Here is a 21056-nt window from a genome sequence, read left to right on the forward strand (position 1 = left end):
GCCGGGTCCGGGACATGTCGTTGCGCCATGGCGGAACTCCTCTCCAGCCTCAGGCCCTCAGGCCCCCAGGCGGCTCAGGCGGTGATCCGGGCGAGCAGCCGCTGGGCCTGCTCGAACTCGGCCGGGGTGGTGCCGCTGGCCGCCACATAGCCGTCCGGGCGCACCAGGACGAACCCCACACCGGGCTGCTGAATATGGCGATGCGTCAGCAGATCGGAGTGCAGGACACCCAGGTCCCGGCCGCGCTGCACCACGCCGTGGTTCGCGGGGCCCAGCGTCAGCAGCCGGAACTCCGCGGCGGCGAGAGCCTCGGCGAGCCGGCGCGGCGGGCGCGTCCCCGGCGCGGGGAGGCCCTGAGCCGAGCGCCGGGCGACCTGCGGCTCGGACAGCACGTCGGGATAGCGGACCCGCCAGCCGGCCAGCAGCGGCACGAACCACCGGCGCAGGACCCCGGTCGCCTCCAGCGCGCTCCAGGCCGAGTTCCGCAGCCGGGCCGCGGCCGGTCCGAGGGTGAAGACCCGCAGGAACCGGTGGGTGGTGCGGACGATCTGCGCGGCGGCCTGGAGCCGTTCCGGCTCGTAGCTGTCCAGGATCGCCGGGCGCAGCGTCCCGTTGACCACGCCGGCCAGCTTCCAGGACAGGTTGTGGGCGTCCTGAAGGCCCAGGTTCAGGCCCTGGCCGCCGAGCGGCGAGTGCGTGTGCGCGGCGTCCCCGATCAGGAAGCAGCGGCCGCTGCGCAGGGTGGCGGCGATCCGCTCCTGGCTGCTGAACTCGTTGACCGTGTCGAGTTCGAGGATCCGCAGGTGCCCAGGGCCGCGCTCGTCGAGCAGCTGTTGGACGCCCTCTGCGGTCAGCGGGTAGCCGGGCGGGACGGCGCCGGAGATCCGCACCCGGCCCTGCGGCATCGCCGCGAACACGATCGATCCGGTGTGGCCGAGGAAGTAGTGCACCGCCTCGGGTTCGAAGTCGCCGCTGATCCGGCCCTCCGCGAGCAGGAAGTGGGCCGGCACCTGCTCGCCGACGAACTCGATGCCCAGCCGGCTGCGCACGTGGCTGCGCACACCGTCGGCCGCGATCAGCCAGTCGGCCGTGATCAGCTCGGTGCCCTCGGGGCTCTCGACCTTGACGCTCACCCGGCCGTCCGACTCCGAGACGTCGACGACCCGCACCGAGCGCTCCACCCGGCCGCCGAGCCGTTCCAGGGCCTCCTCCAGCAGGCGGCTGGTCTGCTCCTGCGGGAGCATCAACGGCTCGTTCTCCGAACCGAGTTCCACTCGCAGTCGGCGTCCGCTCGCCAGGTGGTAGTTGGTCGCGCGGACTTTCAGCCCCAGCTTCTCGGCCTCGTCGAGCACGCCGAGCTCACGGAAGATCTGAAGGGTCGGCGGATGCAGCTGCACCGCGCGGGAGCCGCGGTTCGGTTCGGCCGCGGCCTCCACGATCCGGGCTGGGACCCCGCGCCGGTGCAGGGCGCAGGCCGCGGCGAGGCCGACCGGCCCGGCGCCCACGATCAGGACGGGGACGACCTGCTGCGCGGGCCGGTCCGGGTCTTCTGCGTGCGTCATGCGTTCTCCCCGATGAGAGCCGAGTCGAGCCAGTCCTGCACGCGGCGCGCGGTCTGCGCGGCGTGTTCCTCGATCATCGAGAAGTGGTCGCCGGGAACGTCGACGACCGTGTGCGGCTGCGGCCAGGTCGACCGCCAGGCCTGCGCCGCGTCCTCGGGCGTGCCGGGCACCGGGTCGACGGGCCGCACGAGCAGGACGGGGGCCTTGATGGGCGTGGGCTCCCAGCCGTCCAGCAGCCCCAGGTAGCGGGCCATCGCGGTGAGTCGGGTGTCGTCCAGCGGGGCGAAGTCGCCCAGCCGCGCACCCATGCCGCCCATCAGCGCGGAACTGATCCGCCGCAGCGCCTCGTCACCCGGCAGGTAGCTGTCCAGCAGGACCACCGCCTCGGGGTAGAGGCCCTCCCGTTCGAGGACCGCGGCCGCCGCGTGCGCCAGCAGCCCGCCCGAGGAGTAGCCGACCAGGGCGATCGGCAGGCCGTCGGCCTGCCGGGCCGCGGCCTCGGCCGCCGCCGCGGCCATCGCGTCCAGGTTCGCGGGCAGCCGCTCGCCCTCCCGGAAGCCCGGCAGGGCGAAGGCCGAGACGTTCCGTCGGCCGGTGAACCCGGTGGCGAACCTGGCGAACTGGTGCGGTCCCGAAGTGGCCAGCACGGTCGGGAAGCAGGTCAGCACGGGCTTGCGGGTGCCCTCGGCGAGCAGGACGACGGCGGGCAGGTCGGCGTCCTGCGGAGTCCCGAAGGCCGGCCGCTGCCCGGCCGCCACGCGCAGCTGCTCGCTGAGGTCCTCCGACCGCCCCTCCCGCAGGGCCCGCAGGTAGCGGGCGGACAACTCGGGCGACTCGTCGATGAGTTCCGACGGCTCGCCGGAGCCCGTGCCGGTCAGCTCCTCGCGCAGGAAGCGGGCCAGCGCCTCGGGAGTGCGCCGCTCCAGGATCACCCGGGGAGGCAGTCGACGGCCGAGCACGGCGTCCAGCCGCACCCGCAGCGTCACGCTGGTGACCGAGTCCATCCCGAGCTCCAGGAAGTCGCGCCGCGGCTCCACCGACCGGCCACTGGCGTGGCCGAGCAGGGCGGCGATCTCGGCGCGCACCAGGTCGAGCAGGACGTCGAGCTGTTCGGCGGGGGAGAGCGAGGGCAGGCGGCCGAGTACCCCCGCGCCGAGCTGCGCGCCGGTGGCCGCGGCGGCCGCCCGGACCTCGGGCAGCTCACGCAGCAGCGGACTGGGCCGGTCGGCCGCGAAGACCCGCAGGTAGCTCTGCCAGTCCAGCTCGGCCAGGACCAGGTTGCCGGCCCGCTCGTCCAGCGCCTGCTGGAAGGCGGCGAGCGCGGCGTCGGGCGCCAGGACGGGCAGGCCGCGCTTGGCCAGCCGCTCCTTGCGCAGCGGGTCGGTGGGCTGTTCGTCCCCGCTCTGCTCGTCCCAGCTCTGATCGTCCCAGACGCCCCAGGCCAGCGCGGAGGCGGGCAGGCCCAGGGTGCGCCGGTGCTCGGCCAGTGCGTCCAGGTACGCCCCGGCGGCCGCGTGGGCACCCAGGCCGACGCCGGCGCCGAGCGAGGCGGTGACCGTGGAGAACAGCACGAAGGCGGTCAACTCCATGGCGAGGGTGGCTTCGTGGAGGTTGCGCGCGGTCAGGGTCCGGGCGTGCAGTACCTCCTCGAGACCCTCGACCGTCAGCGTGCCGAGCGCCTCCTCGGTCAGCACGCCGGCGGTGTGCACCACCGCGGTGAGCGGCAGGTCGGCGGGTATCGCGGCGAGCAGGGCGGCCAGTTCCTCCCGGTCGGCCGGGTCGCCCGACGCGAGCGTCACCCGGCTGCCGATGGCGGTCAGTTCCGCTGACAGCGCGTCGGCCCGCTGCCGGTCCGCCTGCGGCTCGGCGGTCAGCAGCAGGTGCTCCGCCCCGGCCAGCGCCAGGTGGCGCGCGACCTGGGCTCCCACACCCGAGGTGCCGCCGGTGACCAGGACGGTCCCGCGCGGGCGCCACGGCGCGGCGGGCGCGGCGGCGGCGGACCGCGGCGAGCGGACCAGGCGACGGGCGAAGGTCCCGTACGGGCGCAGGGCGAGCTGGTTCTCGCCGCCGTCGGCCAGCAGGCTCACCAGGCGTTCCAGGGTCCGCTCGTCCGCGTCCTGCGGCAGGTCCAGCAGGCCGGCCCACAGGTGCGGGATCTCCAGCTCGGCCACCTGGGCCAGGCCCCAGAGCTGCGCCTGCTCCAGCTGTTCGAGCCGGTCCGGGTCGCTGACCAGGACGGCGCCGCCGGTCAGCGACCAGACGCGTGCGTCCAGGCCCGCGTCGGACACCGCCTGGAGCAGCAGCAGGGTGTCGGACAGCCCGGCGGGGACGGCGGGCCGGTGCCGCTGCCCGTCCTCGCGCAGGGCGAGCAGCGAGAGCACACCGCTGACGCCGGTCTGCGCGGTGGCGGCGCGCAGCTGCTCGGCCAGCGCCGCGCGGTCCGTGTCGGCCGGTACCTCGACGGTCAGCAGGGTGGCGCCGCGGCGCTTCAGGGTGTCGAGCAGCTCGGTCCGCAGCCCGGGCGCGCCGCCGGCCGGCTCGGCCACCAGCCAGGTGCCCGTCAGCTGGGCGGCGGGCGGCTCGGTGACGGGCCGCCAGACCAGCTGGTACCGCCAGGAGTCCAGTGCCCTGCGCTGCCGCACGGCCTGCCGCCTGGCGGACAGCGCGGGCAGCACCTCGCTCAGCGCGATGCTGTCGGCCAGCCCCAGGGTCGCGGCGAGTGCGCCCGGGTCGCCGCGTTCGACGACCTCCCAGAACTCGGCGTCGAGGTTGTCGGAGTGCTCGGCGGCCCGGTCCTGGACCGGCTCCGCCCAGTACCGCTGCCGCTGGAACGGGTAGGTCGGCAGGTCGACCCGACGGGCCGCGGTACCGGCGAACACCGCCGCCCAGTCCACCGCGGCACCGGTCACGTAGGCATCGGCCAGTCCGGTGTAGAACTGCTCGAGGCCACCGCGCCCGCGGCGCAGCGTGCCCACCGCGGCCGCCTCGCCGCCGGCGTCCCCGACGGTCTCCGCCACGCTCGGCATCAGCACCGGGTGGGCGCTGGACTCGACGAACAGGTTGAAGCCGTCGGCCAGCAGGGAGCGCACCGCCGGCTCGAAGCTCACCGGACGGCGGCAGTTCTCGTACCAGTACTCGGTGGTCAGCTCCGAGCCGTCGAGGACCTCGCCGGTCACCGTCGAGTAGATCGGCACCCGGCCGGCCCGCGGCCGGACGAAGGAGAGCAGGTCGAGCAGCCGCTCCCGCAGCGGCTCCACCTGGGCGCAGTGCGAGGCGACCGTCGCCGCGATGACCCGGGCCCGGACGCCGGCGTCCGTCAGCGTGGCCACCAGCTCCTCCAGGGCCTGGGGTTCGCCCGCCACGGTGACCAGGCTCGGGCTGTTGAGGCCGGCGATCGACAGCCGGTCCCCGTAGGGCGCCATCAGCGGCTCCAGCTCCGTGCTGCCGAGCCCGACCGAGGCCACCGCGCCGTGCCCGACCAGCTCCTCGGCGAAGATCCGGGAGCGCAGCACCACCAGCCGGGCGGCGTCCTCCAGGCTCAGCGCGCCCGACACGCAGGCCGCCGCGATCTCGCCCTGCGAGTGTCCGACCACCGCGTCCGGCTCGATCCCGTGGGAGCGCCAGAGTTCGGCCAGCGCGACCATCACCGAGAAGAGCACCGGCTGGACCACCTGGATGTCGTCCAGCGAGGGGGCGCCGTCCAGCTGGCGCAGCACCGCTTCGACGGACCAGTCCACGTGCTCCTCGACGGCCGCCGCGCACTCCCGCAGCCGGCTCGCGAACACCGGTGCGGTGTCGAGCAGTTCGGCGCCCATGCCGGCCCACTGGGCACCCTGGCCGGGGAAGACGAACACGACCCGGTCGCGTTCCCCGGCGGCGCCCTGGACCAGGTTCGCGGCCGCCTCCCCGCCCGCGAGGCCCGCCAGGGCCGCGTCGACGGTGTCCCGGTCGGTGCCCACCAGCACGGCCCGCTGGTCCAGGGCGGTGCGCGAGGTGGCCAGCGACAGCCCCAGGTCGGCGAGCGGGACGTCCGGGTGCTCCGCCAGGTGGCTGCGCAACTGCTGCGCCCGGGCCCGCAGCGCGGAGGCGTTCCGGGCGGAGAGCAGCAGCGGTACGACGGCCGGTACGGGAGCGGTGTCCGCCGAGGACGGCGCCTCGGCGGGGGCCTGCTCCAGGATCAGGTGGGCGTTGGTGCCGCTCATCCCGAACGCCGAGATCCCGGCCCGGCGGGGGCGGTCGTTCTCGGGCCATTCCCGTTCCGTGGTGAGGAGTTGGACGGCGCCGGACTGCCAGTCGACGAACGGCGACGGCTCGTCGACGTGCAGGGTGCGGGGCAGCACGCCGTGCTGCATGGCCATCGCCATCTTGATCACCCCGGCCACACCCGCCGCGGCGAGCGTGTGGCCGATGTTGGACTTGACCGAGCCCAGCCACAGCGGCTGGTCGGCGGGGCGGTGCTGGCCGTAGGTGGCGAGCAGGGCCTGCGCCTCGATGGGGTCGCCGAGGCGCGTGCCCGTGCCGTGGGCCTCGACCACGTCGACGTCCCGGGCGGTGAGCTTGGCGGCGGCCAGCGCCTGCTGGATCACCCGCTGCTGGGAGGGGCCGCTCGGGGCGGTGAGGCCGTTGCTGGCGCCGTCCTGGTTGACGGCGGTGCCGCGGATCAGGGCGAGGACGCGGTGCCCGTTGCGGCGCGCGTCCGAGAGCTTCTCCAGGGCGAGCACGCCGATGCCCTCGGCGAAGCCCGTACCGTCGGCGGCGGCGGCGAAGGATCTGCACCGCCCGTCCGGCGAGAACCCGTTCTGCTGGCTGAAGTTGACGAACTCGACCGGCGTCGCCAGGACGGTCACCCCGCCCGCGAGGGCCAGCGAGCACTCACCGCGCCGCAGCGCCTGGGCCGCCAGGTCCAGCGCCACCAGCGAGGAGGAGCAGGCCGAGTCCACGGTGACGGCCGGCCCCTCCAGCCCGAGGGTGTAGGAGACGCGGCCGGACAGCACGCTGCGCGCCGCACCGGTCATCCGGTAGGGCTGGAGCTCGGCGGCGGCCGCCAGCAGGGTCACCTGGTAGTCGTCGGTGACGCAGCCGGCGTAGACGCCCGTCCGGCTGCCGCGCAGGGACGCCGCGTCGATGCCGGCCCGCTCCAGCGCCTCCCACGCGGTCTCCAGGAAGAGCCGCTGCTGGGGGTCCATGGCCAGTGCCTCGCGCGGTGAGATGCCGAAGAACTCCGCGTCGAACTCGGCCGCGTCGTACAGGAATCCGCCCTGCCGGGTGTAGCTCCGGCCCGGTGTTCCCGGCTCCGGGTGGTAGATCTCCTCGACGTCCCAGCCCCGGTCGCCGGGGAAGCCGGACACGGCGTCGGCGCCGGACTCCACCAGCTGCCACAGATCCTCGGGGGAGCGCACCCCGCCGGGGAAGCGGCAGCTCATGCCGACGATCGCGATCGGCTCGTAGCCGGCCTCCTCGGCCTCCTTGAGGCGGCGGCGGGACTCGGACAGCTCGACGGTCACCCGCTTCAGATAGTCCCGGAGTTTCTTCTCGTCAGATGTCGCGTTCATGGGGTTCCCTTACTGATCAGGTCAGAGAGTGCCGAGCTCGCTGTCGATGAAGGCGAAGATGTCCTCGTCGCTCGCCTCCTCCAGCTGGGCGGCGACGTCGGCCGTCTGGCCGGCACCGTTCAGCTCGCTCAGGAGCGACTGGAGGCGCAGCGTGATCCGCTCGCGGACCGCGTCCTGGGCGGCGGCCGTCAGGAGCGTGGCCGCCAGCCGGTCCAGTTCCTCGTCCAGGGAGACCACCGGCTCCTCGGGGACCATCGCGTCCCGGAGGTGGGCCGCGATGGCGGCCGGCGTCGGGTGGTCGAAGACCAGGGTCGCGGAGAGCTTCAGGCCGCTGGCGGCGCCGAGGCGGTTGCGCAGGGACACGGCGGCCAGCGAGTCGACGCCGAGGTCCTTGAGCGACCTGCGCGCCGGCACCGCCTCGATGCCGGAGTGGCCGAGTACGGCGGCGATCTCGGTGCGGACCAGTTCGAGCAGCCGGCGTTCCTGCTCCGCCGGGGAGAGGCCGGCCAGGCGCTGGACCAGGCCCGCCGCCTCGGGCGAGGCGGGCCGGCCGTCCTCGTCCCGCGCGGCGGCCAGCACCCGTGCCGCCTCCGGCAGTTCGCCGATCAGCGGGCTCGGGCGCACCGCCGTCAGCGCGGGGGTCAACCGCTCCCAGTCCAGGTCCGCCACCATCAGGGTGGCGTCCGAGCCGCGCAGCGCCTGCGACAGCACCCGAGCGCCGACTCCGGCGCCAACTCGCCCAGCCCGCGGCGGTGCAGCTGCTCCCGGCGGGCCGCCTCGGCGGCCGGGTCCAGGGCGTCCGCCGGGGTGGAGGGGCTGTCCGCCCACAGGCCCCAGGCCACCGACAGGGCGCTCCGGCCGCGTCCCCTGCGGTACTCGGCGAGCGCGTCGAGATAGGCGTTGGCCGCGCTGTAGGCGCCCTGGCCGGCACTGCCCCAGACGCCCGCGACCGAGGAGAACAGCACGAAGGCGTCCAGGGACAGGTGGTCCACCAGGTCGTGCAGGTGGGCGGCGCCCAGCGCCTTGACGGCGAGCGTCGCGGCGAACTCCGCGGGGTCGGCGTCGGCGAGCGCGGCGCCCCGCAGTTCGCCCGCCGTGTGGACGACCGCGGTCAGCGGCAGCTCCTCGGGTATGCCGCCCAGCAGAGCGGCCACCGCGTCCCGGTCGGCAAGGTCGCAGCCGGCCGTGGTCACCCGCACACCGAGTTCGCGCAGCTCCGCCAGGAGTTCGTCCGCGCCGGGCGCCTGGACGCCGGGCGAGCCGGTCAGGAGCAGGTGCTCGGCGCCGTTGCGGGCCAGCCAGCGGGAGACGTGAGCGCCCATGCCCCAGGCGCCGTCGGTGACCAGCACGGTGGCCCGGGGGGACCAGGTTCCGCTGTCGGCCCCGAGGCCGGGAGCGCGCACCAGGCGGCGCACCAGGACTCCGGACGGCCGGACGGCCCTCTGGTCCTCCTCGCCCGCCTCGGCGATCACGGCGGTCAGGCGTTCCAGCGCCCGGGCGTCGGGGGTGGCCGGAAGGTCGACCAGGCCGCCCCAGAACCGGGGGTGCTCCTGGGCGGCGGTGCGGCCCAGCGCCCAGACCTGCGCCTGGAGCGGGTGCGCCAGCGGGTCCGAACCCCCGGTCGACACCGCGCCCTGGGTCACCAGCCAGAGTGCGGCGTCGAGGGATTCGGCGGCCATCGCCTGGATCAGCTGGAGGGTGGCGGTGGTGCCGAGCGGGACGGCGGGGTGCTCCGGATGCGGGGTCGCGTCCAGACCGAGCAGCGAGACGACGCCCGCCAGCGGCTCGCCGGCTGTGGCCGCGTCCAGTCGGCCGGCGAACCAGGAGCGATCGGCCGTCGCGGCGTCCACGGGGACGATCAGGGTCTGCGCGCCCCGCTCGGCCAGCCCGGCCGCGACGTCGGCGGCCAGCGCGGACCCGGGCACGTCGGCGGGCACCAGGACCAGCCAGCTGCCGGTGAGCGCGGCGGATTCGGGCTCACCGGTCGGCTGCCAGACGACGCGGTACCGCCAGGCGTCGGAGGCGGAGGACTCCAGTCGCCGGCGCCGCCAGGAGGCCAGCGAGGGCAGCGCGGCACCGAGCGCCTCGGAGCCCTCGACGCCCAGGGTGCCGACCAGCGTCTGAAGGTCCTCGCGCTCGACGGCCTCCCAGAACCTGGCGCTCACCTGGTCCTCGCCCGGCGCGGCGGCGGGCGCGGCGGGCTCCCGCAGCCAGTAGTGCGTGCGCTGGAACGGGTAGGTGGGCAGATCCACCGGCCGCGCGGCGGGCCGGCCGAGGACGGCGGTCCAGTCGGCCCGGACCGCGCCGTTCAGCTCGGCCTCGGCCACGGCCGCGAGCAGCGTCCGACCCTGGGCGCGGCCGCGGCGCTGAAGGGGGATCAGTACCGCCTCACCGGCCGCCTCGTCCTCCAGGCAGTCCTGCACCATGGCGGTGAGGACGGCGTCGGGGCCGAGTTCGAGGTAGTTGGTGACGCCTGCGGCGTGCAGGGCCTGGATGCCGTCGTGGAAGCGGACGGCTTGGCGGACGTGGCGGACCCAGTGGTCGGGGGTGCGGAGTTCGTCGGGGGTGGCTGTCCTGCCGGTGGTGTTGGTGATGATCGGGATGGTGGGCGGGTGGTAGGTCAAACCCTCTGCCAGGGTGTGGAATTCGGCCAGCATGGGGTCCATGTGGGGGGAGTGGAAGGCGTGGCTGACCTGGAGTTGGCGGGTTTTGCGGCCGCGGGCTTTGAGTGTTTCGGCGATGTCGAGGACGGCGGTGAGGTCGCCTGAAATCACCACGGAGGTGGGGCCGTTGACGGCGGCGATGGACACCCTGGTGTGGCCGTCCAGGAGTTCGGCGACCTCCTCCTCGGGGGCGAGGACGGAGACCATCGCGCCGTCCTGGGGGAGCGCCTGCATGAGGCGGCCGCGGGCGGCCACCAGGGTGCAGGCGTCATCGAGGGTGAGGACTCCGGCGATGTGTGCGGCGGCCAGTTCGCCGATGGAGTGGCCCATCAGGTAGTCGGGGCGCAGGCCCCAGGACTCCACCAGCCGGTAGAGGGCGACCTCCAGGGCGAACAGGCCGGTCTGGGTGTAGAGGGTCTGGTCGAGCAGTTCCGACTCGGGGCTGCCTTCGGTGGCGAAGAGCAGCTCGCGCAGTGACCGGCCGAGGTGCTTGTCGAGGAGGGCGCAGGTCTCGTCCAGGGCCTGGGCGAAGACGGGGTGGGCCTGGTAGAGCTCGCGGCCCATGCCGGGGCGCTGGCTGCCCTGGCCGGTGAAGAGGAACGCGGACTTCCCGGTGCCGTCGCCGCTGCCGCGCACCACCGTCGGCGCCGGCCGGCCCTCGGTGAGTGCGGCGAGGCCGGCGAGCAGGTCCTCCCGGTCGGTGGCGAGGACGATGGCGCGGTGCTGGTGGGTGGCGCGTTGGGTGGCCAGTGAGTAGGCGGTGTCGAGGAGTTCGGTGGGGGTGTGGGTGAGGAGGCGGTGTGCCTGCTGGCGCAGGGCGTCCTCGGTCTTGGCGGAGAGGAGGAAGGGGAGGGTGCCGGGGGTGGCGGTGTCGGGGGTCAACTCGGGTTGGGTGGGGGCTTGTTCGAGGATGACGTGGGCGTTGGTGCCGCTGATGCCGAAGGAGGAGACGGCGGCTCGGCGGGGGTGGTCGTTCTTTGGCCATTTCCGTTCTGTGGTGAGGAGTTGGACGGCGCCGGTGTCCCAGTCGACGTAGGGGGTGGGTTCGTCGACGTGGAGGGTGCGGGGGAGGGTGCCGTGGTGCATGGCCATGGCCATCTTGATGATGCCGGCGACGCCGGCGGCGGCCTGGGTGTGGCCGATGTTGGACTTGATCGAGCCCAGCCACAGTGGCTGGTCGGTGGGGCGGTGCTGGCCGTAGGTGGCGAGCAGGGCTTGGGCTTCGATGGGGTCGCCGAGGCGGGTGCCGGTGCCGTGGGCTTCGACGGCGTCGATGTCCTGGGCGGTGAGCTTGGCGGCGGCCAGTGCCTGCTGGATGACCCGCTGTTGGGAGGGGCCGTTGGGGGCGGTGAGGCCGTTGCTGGCGCCGTCCTGGTTGACGGCGGTGCCGCGGATGAGGGCGAGGACGCGGTGTCCGTTGCGTTGGGCGTCGGAGAGGCGTTCCAGGGCGAGCATGCCGGCGCCCTCGGCCCAGCCGGTGCCGTCGGCGGAGGCGGCGAAGGCCTTGCAGCGGCCGTCGGCGGACAGTCCGCGCTGGCGGCTGAACTCCACGAACGTGCCGGGGGTGGACATCACGGTGACTCCGCCGGCCAGGGCGAGTGAGCATTCGCCCTGGCGCAGGCTCTGGACGGCCAGGTGGAGGGCGACCAGCGAGGACGAGCACGCGGTGTCCAGGGTGACGGCCGGGCCCTCCAGGCCGAGGGTGTAGGACACCCGGCCGGAGAGCACGCTCCCCAGTCCGCCGGTCAACCGGTACCCCTCGACCCCCTCGACGGGCTTGTGCAGGTGCGGGCCGTAGTCGTGGTACATCAGGCCGGCGTAGACGCCGGTGCGCGAGCCGCGCAGGGTGGTCGGGTCGATGCCCGCTCGCTCGAAGGCCTCCCAGGAGGTCTCCAGTAGCAGTCGCTGCTGGGGGTCCATGGCCAGTGCCTCGCGCGGTGAGATGCCGAAGAACTCGGCGTCGAACTCACCTGCGTCGTGCAGGAATCCGCCCTCGCGGGTGTAGGAGGTGCCCGGGTGTTCGGGATCGGGGTGGAACAGCTCCGCCAGGTCCCAGTCGCGGTCCACCGGGAAGCCGGACACGGCGTCGGTGCCGGACTGCACCAGCTGCCACAGCTCCTCGGGCGTGCGCACCCCTCCGGGGTAGCGGCAGCTCATTCCGATGATCGCGATCGGCTCGTGCGCGCTCGCCAGCAACTGCTGGTTCTGCTGGCGCAGTCGGGCGCTCTCCTTGAGCGAGTCCCGCAGGGCCTCGACGACCGCTTCGGAGGATGTGTTCGTCATCGTCTTCCTTCTCCAGAACTCGTCAGGACTCGGCGGTGTCGCGTGCCATGCGGATCAGGGCCTCGATGTCCAGGTCGTCGATGGCCTGGACGTCCACTTCGGCGGCGGCCGGCACGGCGAGGGGCGCGCCGGACGGAGCCAGGTCCGATTCCGGCTCGGGCACCAGCTCGGTGTGGAGGTACTGGGCGAGCTGGGCGGGCGTCGGGTAGTCGAAGACCAGCGTGGCGGGCAGCCGCCTGCCAGTGGCCTTGTTCAACCGGTTGCGCAGCTCGACTCCGGTGAGCGAGTCGATGCCCAACTCCTTGAAGCCGCGCCGGACATCCACGGCGTCCGCGGTGTAGTCCAGGACCGCCGCGACCTCGGCGCGGACCAGGTCGAGCAGGGCTTCGTCCCGCTCGGCCGCAGGCAGCCCGGCCAGCCGGTCGGCGATCGACTGCACGGGTGCGGTGTGCTCGGTGCCCGAGGCGGCACGCCGCGGCGGGGTGCGGACGAGCCCGCGCAGCAGATGCGGAAGGTCGGCGCCGCGGGCGCGCAGCGCGGCGGCGTCCAGTGGCAGGGGCACGGTCGCGGCCAGGTCCAGCGCCAGGCTCGCGTCGAACAGCGCCATGCCCTGCTCCGGTGCGATCGGCACCATGCCCGTCCTGGCGAACCGGTTGCGGTCGGCCTCGGTGAGCGCGGCGGCCATCCCGCCCTGGGCCCACGGACCCCAGGCCATCGAGGTGGCCGCCAGCCCCTGGGCCCGGCGGTGCGCGGCCAGTGCGTCCAGGAAGCTGTTCGCCGCCGCGTAGTTGGCCTGCCCGGCCCCGCCGACCAGGCCCTGGATGGAGGAGAACAGCACGAACGCGGTGAGGTCCAGGTCGCGGGTGGCCTCGTGCAGGTTCCACGCGGCGTCGGCCTTCGGCCGCAGCACGGTGTCGATCCGCTCGGGCGTCAGTGCCCCGAGCACGCCGTCGTCCAGCACGCCCGCGGCGTGCACCACCCCGGTCAGCGGCCGGTCGGCCGGGATCGCGTCCAGCAGGACGCGCAGCGCCGCCCGGTCGGCCGCGTCGCACGCCTCGATGCTCACCTCGGCGCCCAGCGCGGTCAGTTCGGCCGCGAGCTCGGCCGCGCCCGGCGCCGCGGCGCCCCGGCGGCTGGTCAGCAGCAGGTGCCGGACGCCGTGCTCGCTCACCAGGTGGCGGGCCAGCAGGCCGCCGAGTGCTCCGGTGGCACCGGTGACCAGCACCGTGCCGTCGGTCCGCCACGGCGCGCGGGCGCCCTCGGCGACGCCGGTGCGCGCCAGACGCGGCGCGAACAGCCCTCCGGAGCGGACGGCGAGCTGCGGCTCGTCGGAGCCGGCCGCCTGCCGGACCGCCCGGGTGACCTCCGCCCAGTCCGCCCAGTCCGCCAGGTCGACCAGCAGCAGTCGATCCGGGTTCTCGGTCTGGGCCGAGCGCAGCAGGCCCAGCGCTGCGGCGTTCGCCAGGTCCCGGACCTCCTCGTCCGGGTTCACCGCGACTGCGCCGGAGGTGACCAGCACCAGTCGGGAGCCGGCGAAGCGCTCGTCCGTGACCCAGGCCTGGGCCAGCGCCAGTGCTCGGTGAATCGCCCCTCTCGCCGCGGCGGGGACCTGCTGGCCGGGATCGCCGGTCAGCGGTGCCACCACGAGTTCGGGCGCCGGGCCGGCTGCCGCCAGCGCGGCGAGATCCGCGAAGCGCTCGGCGTCGGCCGGTGCGGGGCCTTCGCCGGCTCCGCCCCCGAGCACGGCCAGGCGCTGCGAGGTGTCGGCCGTCGCGGGCACCGGCACCCACTCGACCCGCAGGAGTGCGTCATGGCCGCGACCGGTGGCGGCGCCCAACTGCTGGGCAGAGACCGCCCGCACGGCCAGCGCCTGCACCGAGGCGACCGGGCCGCCGGCGGCGTCCGTCACCTCGATGGCCACCGCGTCGGGACCGGCCGGAGCCAGCCGCACGCGGGCCGCGGACGCGCCGGTGCCGTACAGCCGCACTCCGCTCCAGACGACGGCAGTCGCGGCTCACCGGTGCCCGGGAGGACACCCAGCTCGATCGCGTGCAGCGCCGAGTCGAGCAGCGCCGGGTGCAGGCCGAACCGCTCGGCCGTCGCCTGCTGGTCCTGCGGCAGGGCGAGCTCGGCGAAGACCTCGGTGCCGCGCTGCCAGACGGACCGCAGCCCCTGGAAGGCCGGCCCGTAGTCGAAACCCTGGTCGAGGAGCGCCTGGTAGCGCTCCGAGAGGTCGAGCCGCCGGGCGCCCTGGGGCGGCCAGACGGTGCTACCGAAGGCGGCCGGCGTGTCGTCGCCGGTGAGGACACCGCCGGCATGGCGGACCCAGGTCTCCTCGAACTCCCCGCCGACCGGGCGCGAGTGGACGGTGAACGATCGGCCGCCGGTCTCGTCCGGCGCGCCCACGGCTACCTGGAACTGCGTGCTGCCGCGCTCGGTGAGGATCAGCGGCGCTTCCAGGGTGAGCTCCTCCAGGTGTGCCGCGCCCGCCTCGGCGCCGGCCTGCAGAGCGAGCTCCACGAAGGCCGTCCCGGGCAGCAGCACCCGGCCCAGCACCTTGTGGTCGGCCAGCCACGGATGGGTCCGCAGCGACAGCCGGCCGGTCAGGAGGAGTTCCTCGGAATCGGCCTGGCGGACGACGGCTCCCAGCAGTGGGTGGTCGATCCGGTCCAGGCCCGCCGCGCCCACGTCCCCACCGGGCCCGCCCGCGGGCTTCGGCCAGTAGTGCCTGCGCTGGAACGGGTAGGTGGGCAGGTCGGTGGGCCGCGCCCCCGTGCCCTGGAAGACGGTCTCCCAGTCCACGCCGATCCCTCGCACGTGCAGCTGGGCGAGCGCGTTCAGCGCGCTGACCGGCTCGGGTCGATCCTTGCGCAGCAGGGGGATGAACTCCGGTGCGGGTGAGTCCGGTTCCAGTTCCGGGACACAGTCGCGACCCATCGCGGTGAGGACGGCGTCGGGGCCGAGTTCGAGGTAGCTGGTGACGCCTGCGGCGTGCAGGGTTTGGATGCCGTCGTGGAAGCGGACGGCTTGGCGGACGTGGCGGACCCAGTGGTCGGGGGTGCGGAGTTCGTCGGGGGTGGCTGTCCTGCCGGTGGTGTTGGTGATGATCGGGATGGTGGGCGGGTGGAAGGTCAAACCCTCTGCCAGGGCCTGGAATTCGGCCAGCATGGGGTCCATGTGGGGGGAGTGGAAGGCGTGGCTGACCTGGAGTTGGCGGGTTTTGCGGCCGCGGGCTTTGAGTGTTTCGGTGATGTCGAGGACGGCGGTGAGGTCGCCTGAAATCACCACGGAGGTGGGGCCGTTGACGGCGGCGATGGACACCCGGGCGTGGCCGTCCAGGAGTTCGGCGACCTCCTCCTCGGGGGCGAGGACGGAGACCATCGCGCCGTCCTGGGGGAGCGCCTGCATGAGACGGCCGCGGGCGGCCACCAGGGCGCAGGCGTCGTCCAGTGAGAGGACTCCGGCGATGTGGGCGGCGGTCAGTTCGCCGATGGAGTGGCCCATCAGGTAGTCGGGGCGCAGGCCCCAGGACTCCACCAGCCGGTAGAGGGCGACCTCCAGGGCGAACAGGCCGGTCTGGGTGAAGACCGTCTGGTGCAGCAGCTCCGATTCCCAGCTGCCGTCGGCGGCGAAGAGAACCTCGCGCAGTGACCGGCCGAGGTGCTTGTCGAGGAGGGCGCAGGTCTCGTCCAGGGCCTGGGCGAAGACGGGGTGGGCCTGGTAGAGCTCCCGGCCCATGCCGAGGCGCTGGCTGCCCTGGCCGGTGAACAGGAAGGCGGTGAGACCGTGCGCCGACTCGCCCCTGACCACGCGCGTGGCCGGCTGCCCGTCGGCCAGGGCCGTCAGGCTCTGGGCCAACTCGTCCGCATCGGTGGCGAGGACGACGGCGCGGTGCTGATGGGCGGCGCGTCGGGTGGCCAGTGAGTAGGCGGTGTCGAGGAGTTCGGTCGTGCTGTGGGTGAGGAGGCGGTGTGCCTGCTGGCGCAGGGCGTCCTCGGTCTTGGCGGAGAGGAGGAAGGGGAGGGTGCCGGGGGTGGTGATCTCGCGGGTCAACTCGGGTTGGGTGGGGGCTTGTTCGAGGATGACGTGGGCGTTGGTGCCGCTGATGCCGAAGGAGGAGACGGCGGCTCGGCGGGGGCGGTCGTTCTTTGGCCATTCCCGTTCTGTGGTGAGGAGTTGGACGGCGCCGGACTGCCAGTCGACGAACGGCGAGGGCTCGTCGACGTGCAGGGTGCGGGGCAGGGTGCCGTGGCGCATGGCCATGGCCATCTTGATGATGCCGGCGACGCCGGCGGCGGCCTGGGTGTGGCCGATGTTGGACTTGATCGAGCCCAGCCACAGCGGCTGGTCGGCGGGGCGGTGCTGGCCGTAGGTGGCGAGCAGGGCCTGCGCCTCGATGGGGTCGCCGAGGCGCGTGCCCGTGCCGTGGGCTTCGACGGCGTCGATGTCCTGGGCGGTGAGCTTGGCGGCGGCCAGTGCCTGCTGGATGACCCGCTGCTGGGACGGGCCGTTGGGGGCGGTGAGGCCGTTGCTGGCGCCGTCCTGGTTGACGGCGGTGCCGCGGACGAGCGCGAGGACCCGGTGCCCGTGGCGGCGCGCGTCGGAGAGGCGTTCCAGGGCGAGCATGCCGGCGCCTTCGGCCCAGCCGGTGCCGTCGGCGGAGGCGGCGAAGGCCTTGCAGCGGCCGTCGGCGGACAGTCCGCGCTGGCGGCTGAACTCCACGAACGTGTCCGGGGTGGACATCACGGTGACTCCACCGGCCAGGGCGAGTGAGCATTCGCCCTGGCGCAGGCTCTGGACGGCCAGGTGCAGGGCGACCAGCGAGGACGAGCACGCGGTGTCCAGGGTGACGGCCGGGCCCTCCAGGCCCAGGGCGTACGACACCCGGCCGGAGAGCACGCTCGCCGCGCCACCGGTCATCCGCTGTCCCTCCGGCCCGGCCGTCAGCCCGCCGGTGCCGCCGGCGTAGTCGCGGAACAGGAAGGTGCCCGCGTAGACGCCGGTGCGCGAGCCGCGCAGGGTGGTCGGGTCGATGCCCGCTCGCTCGAAGGCCTCCCAGGAGGTCTCCAGCAGCAGTCGCTGCTGGGGGTCCATGGCCAGTGCCTCGCGCGGTGAGATGCCGAAGAACTCGGCGTCGAACTCGGCTGCGTCGTGCAGGAATCCGCCCTCGCGGGTGTAGGAGGTGCCCGGGTGATCGGGATCGGGGTGGAACAGCTCCTCCAGGTCCCAGCCGCGGTCCACCGGGAAGCCCGTGATCGCGTCCCGGCCGGAGGCCACCAGGTCCCAGAGCGCCTCCGGCGAGTGCACCTCGCCCGGCAGGCGGCAGCTCATGCCGATGATCGCGATCGGGTCCTCGTCCTCGGCCGACAGGGCCGGGGCCTGGGCGCCGGGGGCTTCCTGTGGACCGTGGTCCAACTCGGCCCGCAGGTAGGCGATCACCTCGGCCGTCGTCGGGTGGTCGAAGACCAGCGTGGCCGGCACCCGCAGGCCGGTGGCGGTGCCGAGCCGATCGCACAGCTCGACGCCGCTCAGTGAGTCGAACCCGAGGGCCTTGAAGGGCCGTTGCACGTCGACGCGGTCCGCCGAGGGCAGGCCGAGCACAGTGGCCACCTGGGTGCGGACCAGCTCCGAGAGCACCCGGTCGCGCTCGCCCTCGGTCAGCCCGGCCAGCCGTCGCTCCAGGGCGGAGGCCGCCGGCGGCTCGGCCGGCCGGGGCGCGGGCACGGCGGCGGGCCGCGGCGACGGGCCGACGGGGGCGAACAACTGGCCCGAGCGCAGCGCGAGTTCTGGCTCCCCGGAGGCGACCGCCGCCGGTACGGCCTGCAGCGAGGTCTGCTCCACGTCGAGGTCGAGCAGGGCGAACCGGCCGGGGTGCTCGGCCTGGGCCGAGCGCACCAGCCCCCAGGCGGCGGCGTGGACGGGATCCGGCGCCGCGTCGGCGGGCGAAGTGGCGACCGCGCCGCGGGTCACCAGGAGCAGCCGGGAGTCGGCAAAGGCCTCCTCGTCGAGCCACGACCGGAGCAGCGCGAGCGTGGCCTGCGCCAACTCGTCCGACGAGCCGTCCGCCGCCGGTGCGAGCAGTGTGGCCAGCGGGACCAGCACGGTGTCCGGCAGGGCCCGGGCGGTGCGCAGGGCAGCAAGGCTGGGGTAGACCTCGACCCCGGAGGTGCCGGTGGTCAGCGCGAAGGCCAGCCCGGGCTCGCCGTCTCCGGCGACGGCCCACCGGCTGCCCGGCAGTTCGGCGCCGCTGTGCGCAAGGGCGGTCCAGCCCGGCCGGACCAGGTCCCCGCGGCGCTCCGGCACGTCCAGCCAGTAGCTCTCGCGCTGGAAGGCGTAGGTCGGCAGCGGGGTGCGCCGGGCGCCCTCGGTGGGCAGCGCCGTCCGCCACGCCACGGCGGTTCCGCGCACGTGCAGGTGGGCGAGGGCGGTCGTCAGGGCGGCCGGCTCCGGGCGGCCGGCGCGCGCCGTCGCCAGGAAGGCGGTGCCCTCCGCGCCGACGCAGTCCTTGCCCATCGCGGCCAGCACCGCGTCGGGGCCTATCTCCAGGTACGTCGTGACGCCCTGCTCCGCGAGGGCGCGCATCCCGTCCAGGAACCGGACCGACGCGCGCGCGTGCCGCACCCAGTGGTCAGGGGTGCGGATCTCGTCCGGGTCGACCAGGCGGCCCGTCAGGTTGGACACCACGGCGATGCGCGGGGCGTGGTAGGTCAGGCCGGCGGCCACCTCGCGGAAGGCCTCCAGCATGCCGTCCATGAGCGGGGAGTGGAAGGCATGGCTGACCTTCAGCCGCTTTGTCCGCCGCCCGAGCTCGCTCCAGCGCCGGGACACCGCGAGGACGGCCTCCTCCTCGCCGGCCAGCACGGTCGAGCGCGGCCCGTTGGCGGCGGCGACCTCGACCCGCCCCGCCAGCTCCGCCAGTTCCTCCGAGAGTTCGGCCACCGACGCCTCGACGGACACCATGGCGCCGCCCGGCGGCAGCTCCTGCATCAGGCGGGCCCGGGCGGCCACCAGGGCGCAGGCGTCGGCCAGCGAGAGCACACCGGCGACGTGCGCGGCGGCCAGCTCGCCGACCGAGTGGCCCATCACGAGGTCCGGTGCGACCCCGTAGTGCTCCAACAGCCGGTAGAGGGCCACCTCGTAGGCGAACAGCGCGGGTTGGGTGTACCGGGTCCGGTTGAGCAACTGCGCCTGTGCCGAGCCCTCGTCGCAGAACATCAGCGTCCGCAGCGGCTGGTCCAACCACGGGTCGAGCGCCGCGCAGACCTCGTCCAGGGCCTGCGCGAACCGCGGCTGCGCGGCGTACAACTCCCGTCCCATGCCCGGCCGCTGGCTGCCCTGGCCGGTGAAGAGGAAGGCCAGCGGGCCGGACTGCGCCCGCTCGACCACGGTGTTCGCCGCCTGCGCGCCGTCGGCCAGCGCGGCCAGCGCGTCGGTCAGGCCCGCGCGGTCCTCGGCGAGTACCACCGCGCGGTGCTCGAAGTGCGTCCGGGCGGTGGCCAACGCCCCGGCGGTCCGGCTGAGTTCGGTCAACGGATGGCCGGTCAGGTGGTCGAGCAGCGCGCGCGCCTGGGCGCGCAGCGCCTGCGGGGTGCGACCGGAGACCAGCACCGGCACCGGTCCCGCCCACGGCCGCTCGGCCGCCGCCGGCTCGACGGCCTGCGGGGCGTCGGAGAGCACCAGATGGGCGTTGGTGCCGCCCATGCCGAAGGAGCTGACCCCGGCGAAGAGGGTCCCGTCCTCGGGCGGGCCGAGCGGCCGCAGGCTGTCGTTGACCTCGAGGCGCAGCTCCTCCAGCGCGATGGCGGGGTTCGGGCTGCGGAAGTTCAGGCTGGGGGCGAGCCGGCGCTCCCGCAGGCAGAGCGCCGCCTTGATCAGGCCGGCGATACCGGCCGCGCCCTCCAGGTGGCCGATGTTGGTCTTGACCGAACCGACCAGGAGCGGGGAGTCCTCGCTGCGGCCGGCGCCGAGTACCGAGCCGAGCGCGGCGGCCTCGATCGGGTCCCCCACGGGGGTGCCCGTCCCGTGCAGCTCGACGAAGCGGACGGCGGCCGGGTCGACCCCGCTCTGTGCGTAGGCCCGGCGCAGCACGTCCTGCTGGGCCGCGCCGTTGGGCGAGGTCAGGTTGGCGCCGCCGCCGTCGTTGTTGACCGCGCCGCCGCGGATCAGGCAGTGGATGACGTCGTTGTCGGCGAGCGCCTGGCGCAGGGTCTTGAGCACCACGAGGCCGCCGCCCTCGCCGCGGACGTAGCCGTCGGCCCGCGCGTCGAAGGTGTAGGTGCGGCCCTCGGGCGAGAGGGCGCCGAACCTGTTGGCCAGCGCGAAGCCCTCGGGGATCAGGTTCAGGCTCACCCCGCCCGCCAGCGCGGTGGTGGACTCGCCCGCCAGCAGGCTCTGGCAGGCGAGGTGGACGGCGACCAGCGAGGAGGACTGGGCCGAATCCACCACCAGGCTGGGCCCCTTGAGGCCGAGCGCGTAGGAGACCCGGTTGGCGATGATGCTGCGGCTCACCCCGGTGATGGTCTGGTTGGTGAGCGCTTCGCCGCCGTACTCGTGGACGAGTTTGGCGTAGTCGTCCCAGATCGCGCCGACGAACACGCCGACCCGGTCCTCGGCCAGGGTGCCCGGGACGATACCGGCGTTCTCCAGCGCCTCCCAGGCCAGTTCGAGGACCAGCCGCTGCTGCGGGTCCATGGTGACCGCCTCGCGCGGCGCGATGCCGAAGAACTCCGGGTCGAACCCGTCGACCTGGTCGAGGAACCCGCCGGGGCGGATCCCCTCGCCGGTCGGCCGTCCGGGCCTGCCCGGCCGGCCGGCGTCGGTCACCGCCTCCTCGCCGTCGCGCAGCAGGCGCCAGAACGCGTCCGGGCTCGCGGCGCCCGGGAACCGGCAGGAGAGGCCGACGACCGCGATGGCGCCGTCCAGTCCCGCCCGGCTCTCCGGCGGTATCCGCTGACCCTCGGGAAAGTCGGATCCGGGTTCGATGACCATGACTACCT

At 74.4% G+C, this 21056-nt stretch carries 6 protein-coding genes; all 6 read right to left on the minus strand.

All coding sequences use genetic code 11. From position 1 onward, the window contains the following. Positions 1-74: 74 nt before the first annotated feature. From P3T37_RS18120 to P3T37_RS18140, 6 genes are read right to left on the minus strand one after another with little or no spacing between them, the layout of a single operon-like run. Complete coding sequence (locus P3T37_RS18120; protein ID WP_280724727.1) at positions 75-1562, minus strand: FAD-dependent monooxygenase; 1488 nt, start codon at positions 1560-1562, stop codon at positions 75-77. Then, complete coding sequence (locus P3T37_RS18125; protein ID WP_280724728.1) at positions 1559-7114, minus strand: type I polyketide synthase; 5556 nt, start codon at positions 7112-7114, stop codon at positions 1559-1561. Before P3T37_RS18125 ends, P3T37_RS18120 begins: the two co-directional genes overlap by 4 nt. 21 nt (positions 7115-7135) lie before the next feature. Continuing rightward, complete coding sequence (locus P3T37_RS37070; RefSeq protein WP_348533252.1) at positions 7136-7825, minus strand: phosphopantetheine-binding protein; 690 nt, start codon at positions 7823-7825, stop codon at positions 7136-7138. Continuing rightward, positions 7786-12060 carry a type I polyketide synthase gene (locus P3T37_RS18130; RefSeq protein ID WP_348533253.1) on the minus strand — a complete coding sequence of 1425 codons (4275 nt, stop codon included), beginning with the start codon at positions 12058-12060 and terminating at the stop codon, positions 7786-7788. Before P3T37_RS18130 ends, P3T37_RS37070 begins: the two co-directional genes overlap by 40 nt. A 22-nt stretch (positions 12061-12082) precedes the next feature. Beyond that, the gene (locus P3T37_RS18135; RefSeq protein ID WP_280724729.1) at positions 12083-14047 is read right to left on the minus strand and encodes a beta-ketoacyl reductase; all 1965 of its coding nucleotides are present in this window, start codon (positions 14045-14047) and stop codon (positions 12083-12085) included. Next, positions 13966-21048, minus strand: coding sequence for a type I polyketide synthase (locus P3T37_RS18140; RefSeq protein ID WP_280724730.1), 7083 nt, complete (start codon positions 21046-21048; stop codon positions 13966-13968). The genes P3T37_RS18135 and P3T37_RS18140 overlap by 82 nt, the downstream gene beginning before the upstream one ends. Between the last annotated feature and the right edge of the window lie 8 nt (positions 21049-21056).

The sequence above is a fragment of the Kitasatospora sp. MAA4 genome, assembly GCF_029893355.1.
Taxonomy (GTDB): Bacteria; Actinomycetota; Actinomycetes; order Streptomycetales; family Streptomycetaceae; genus Kitasatospora.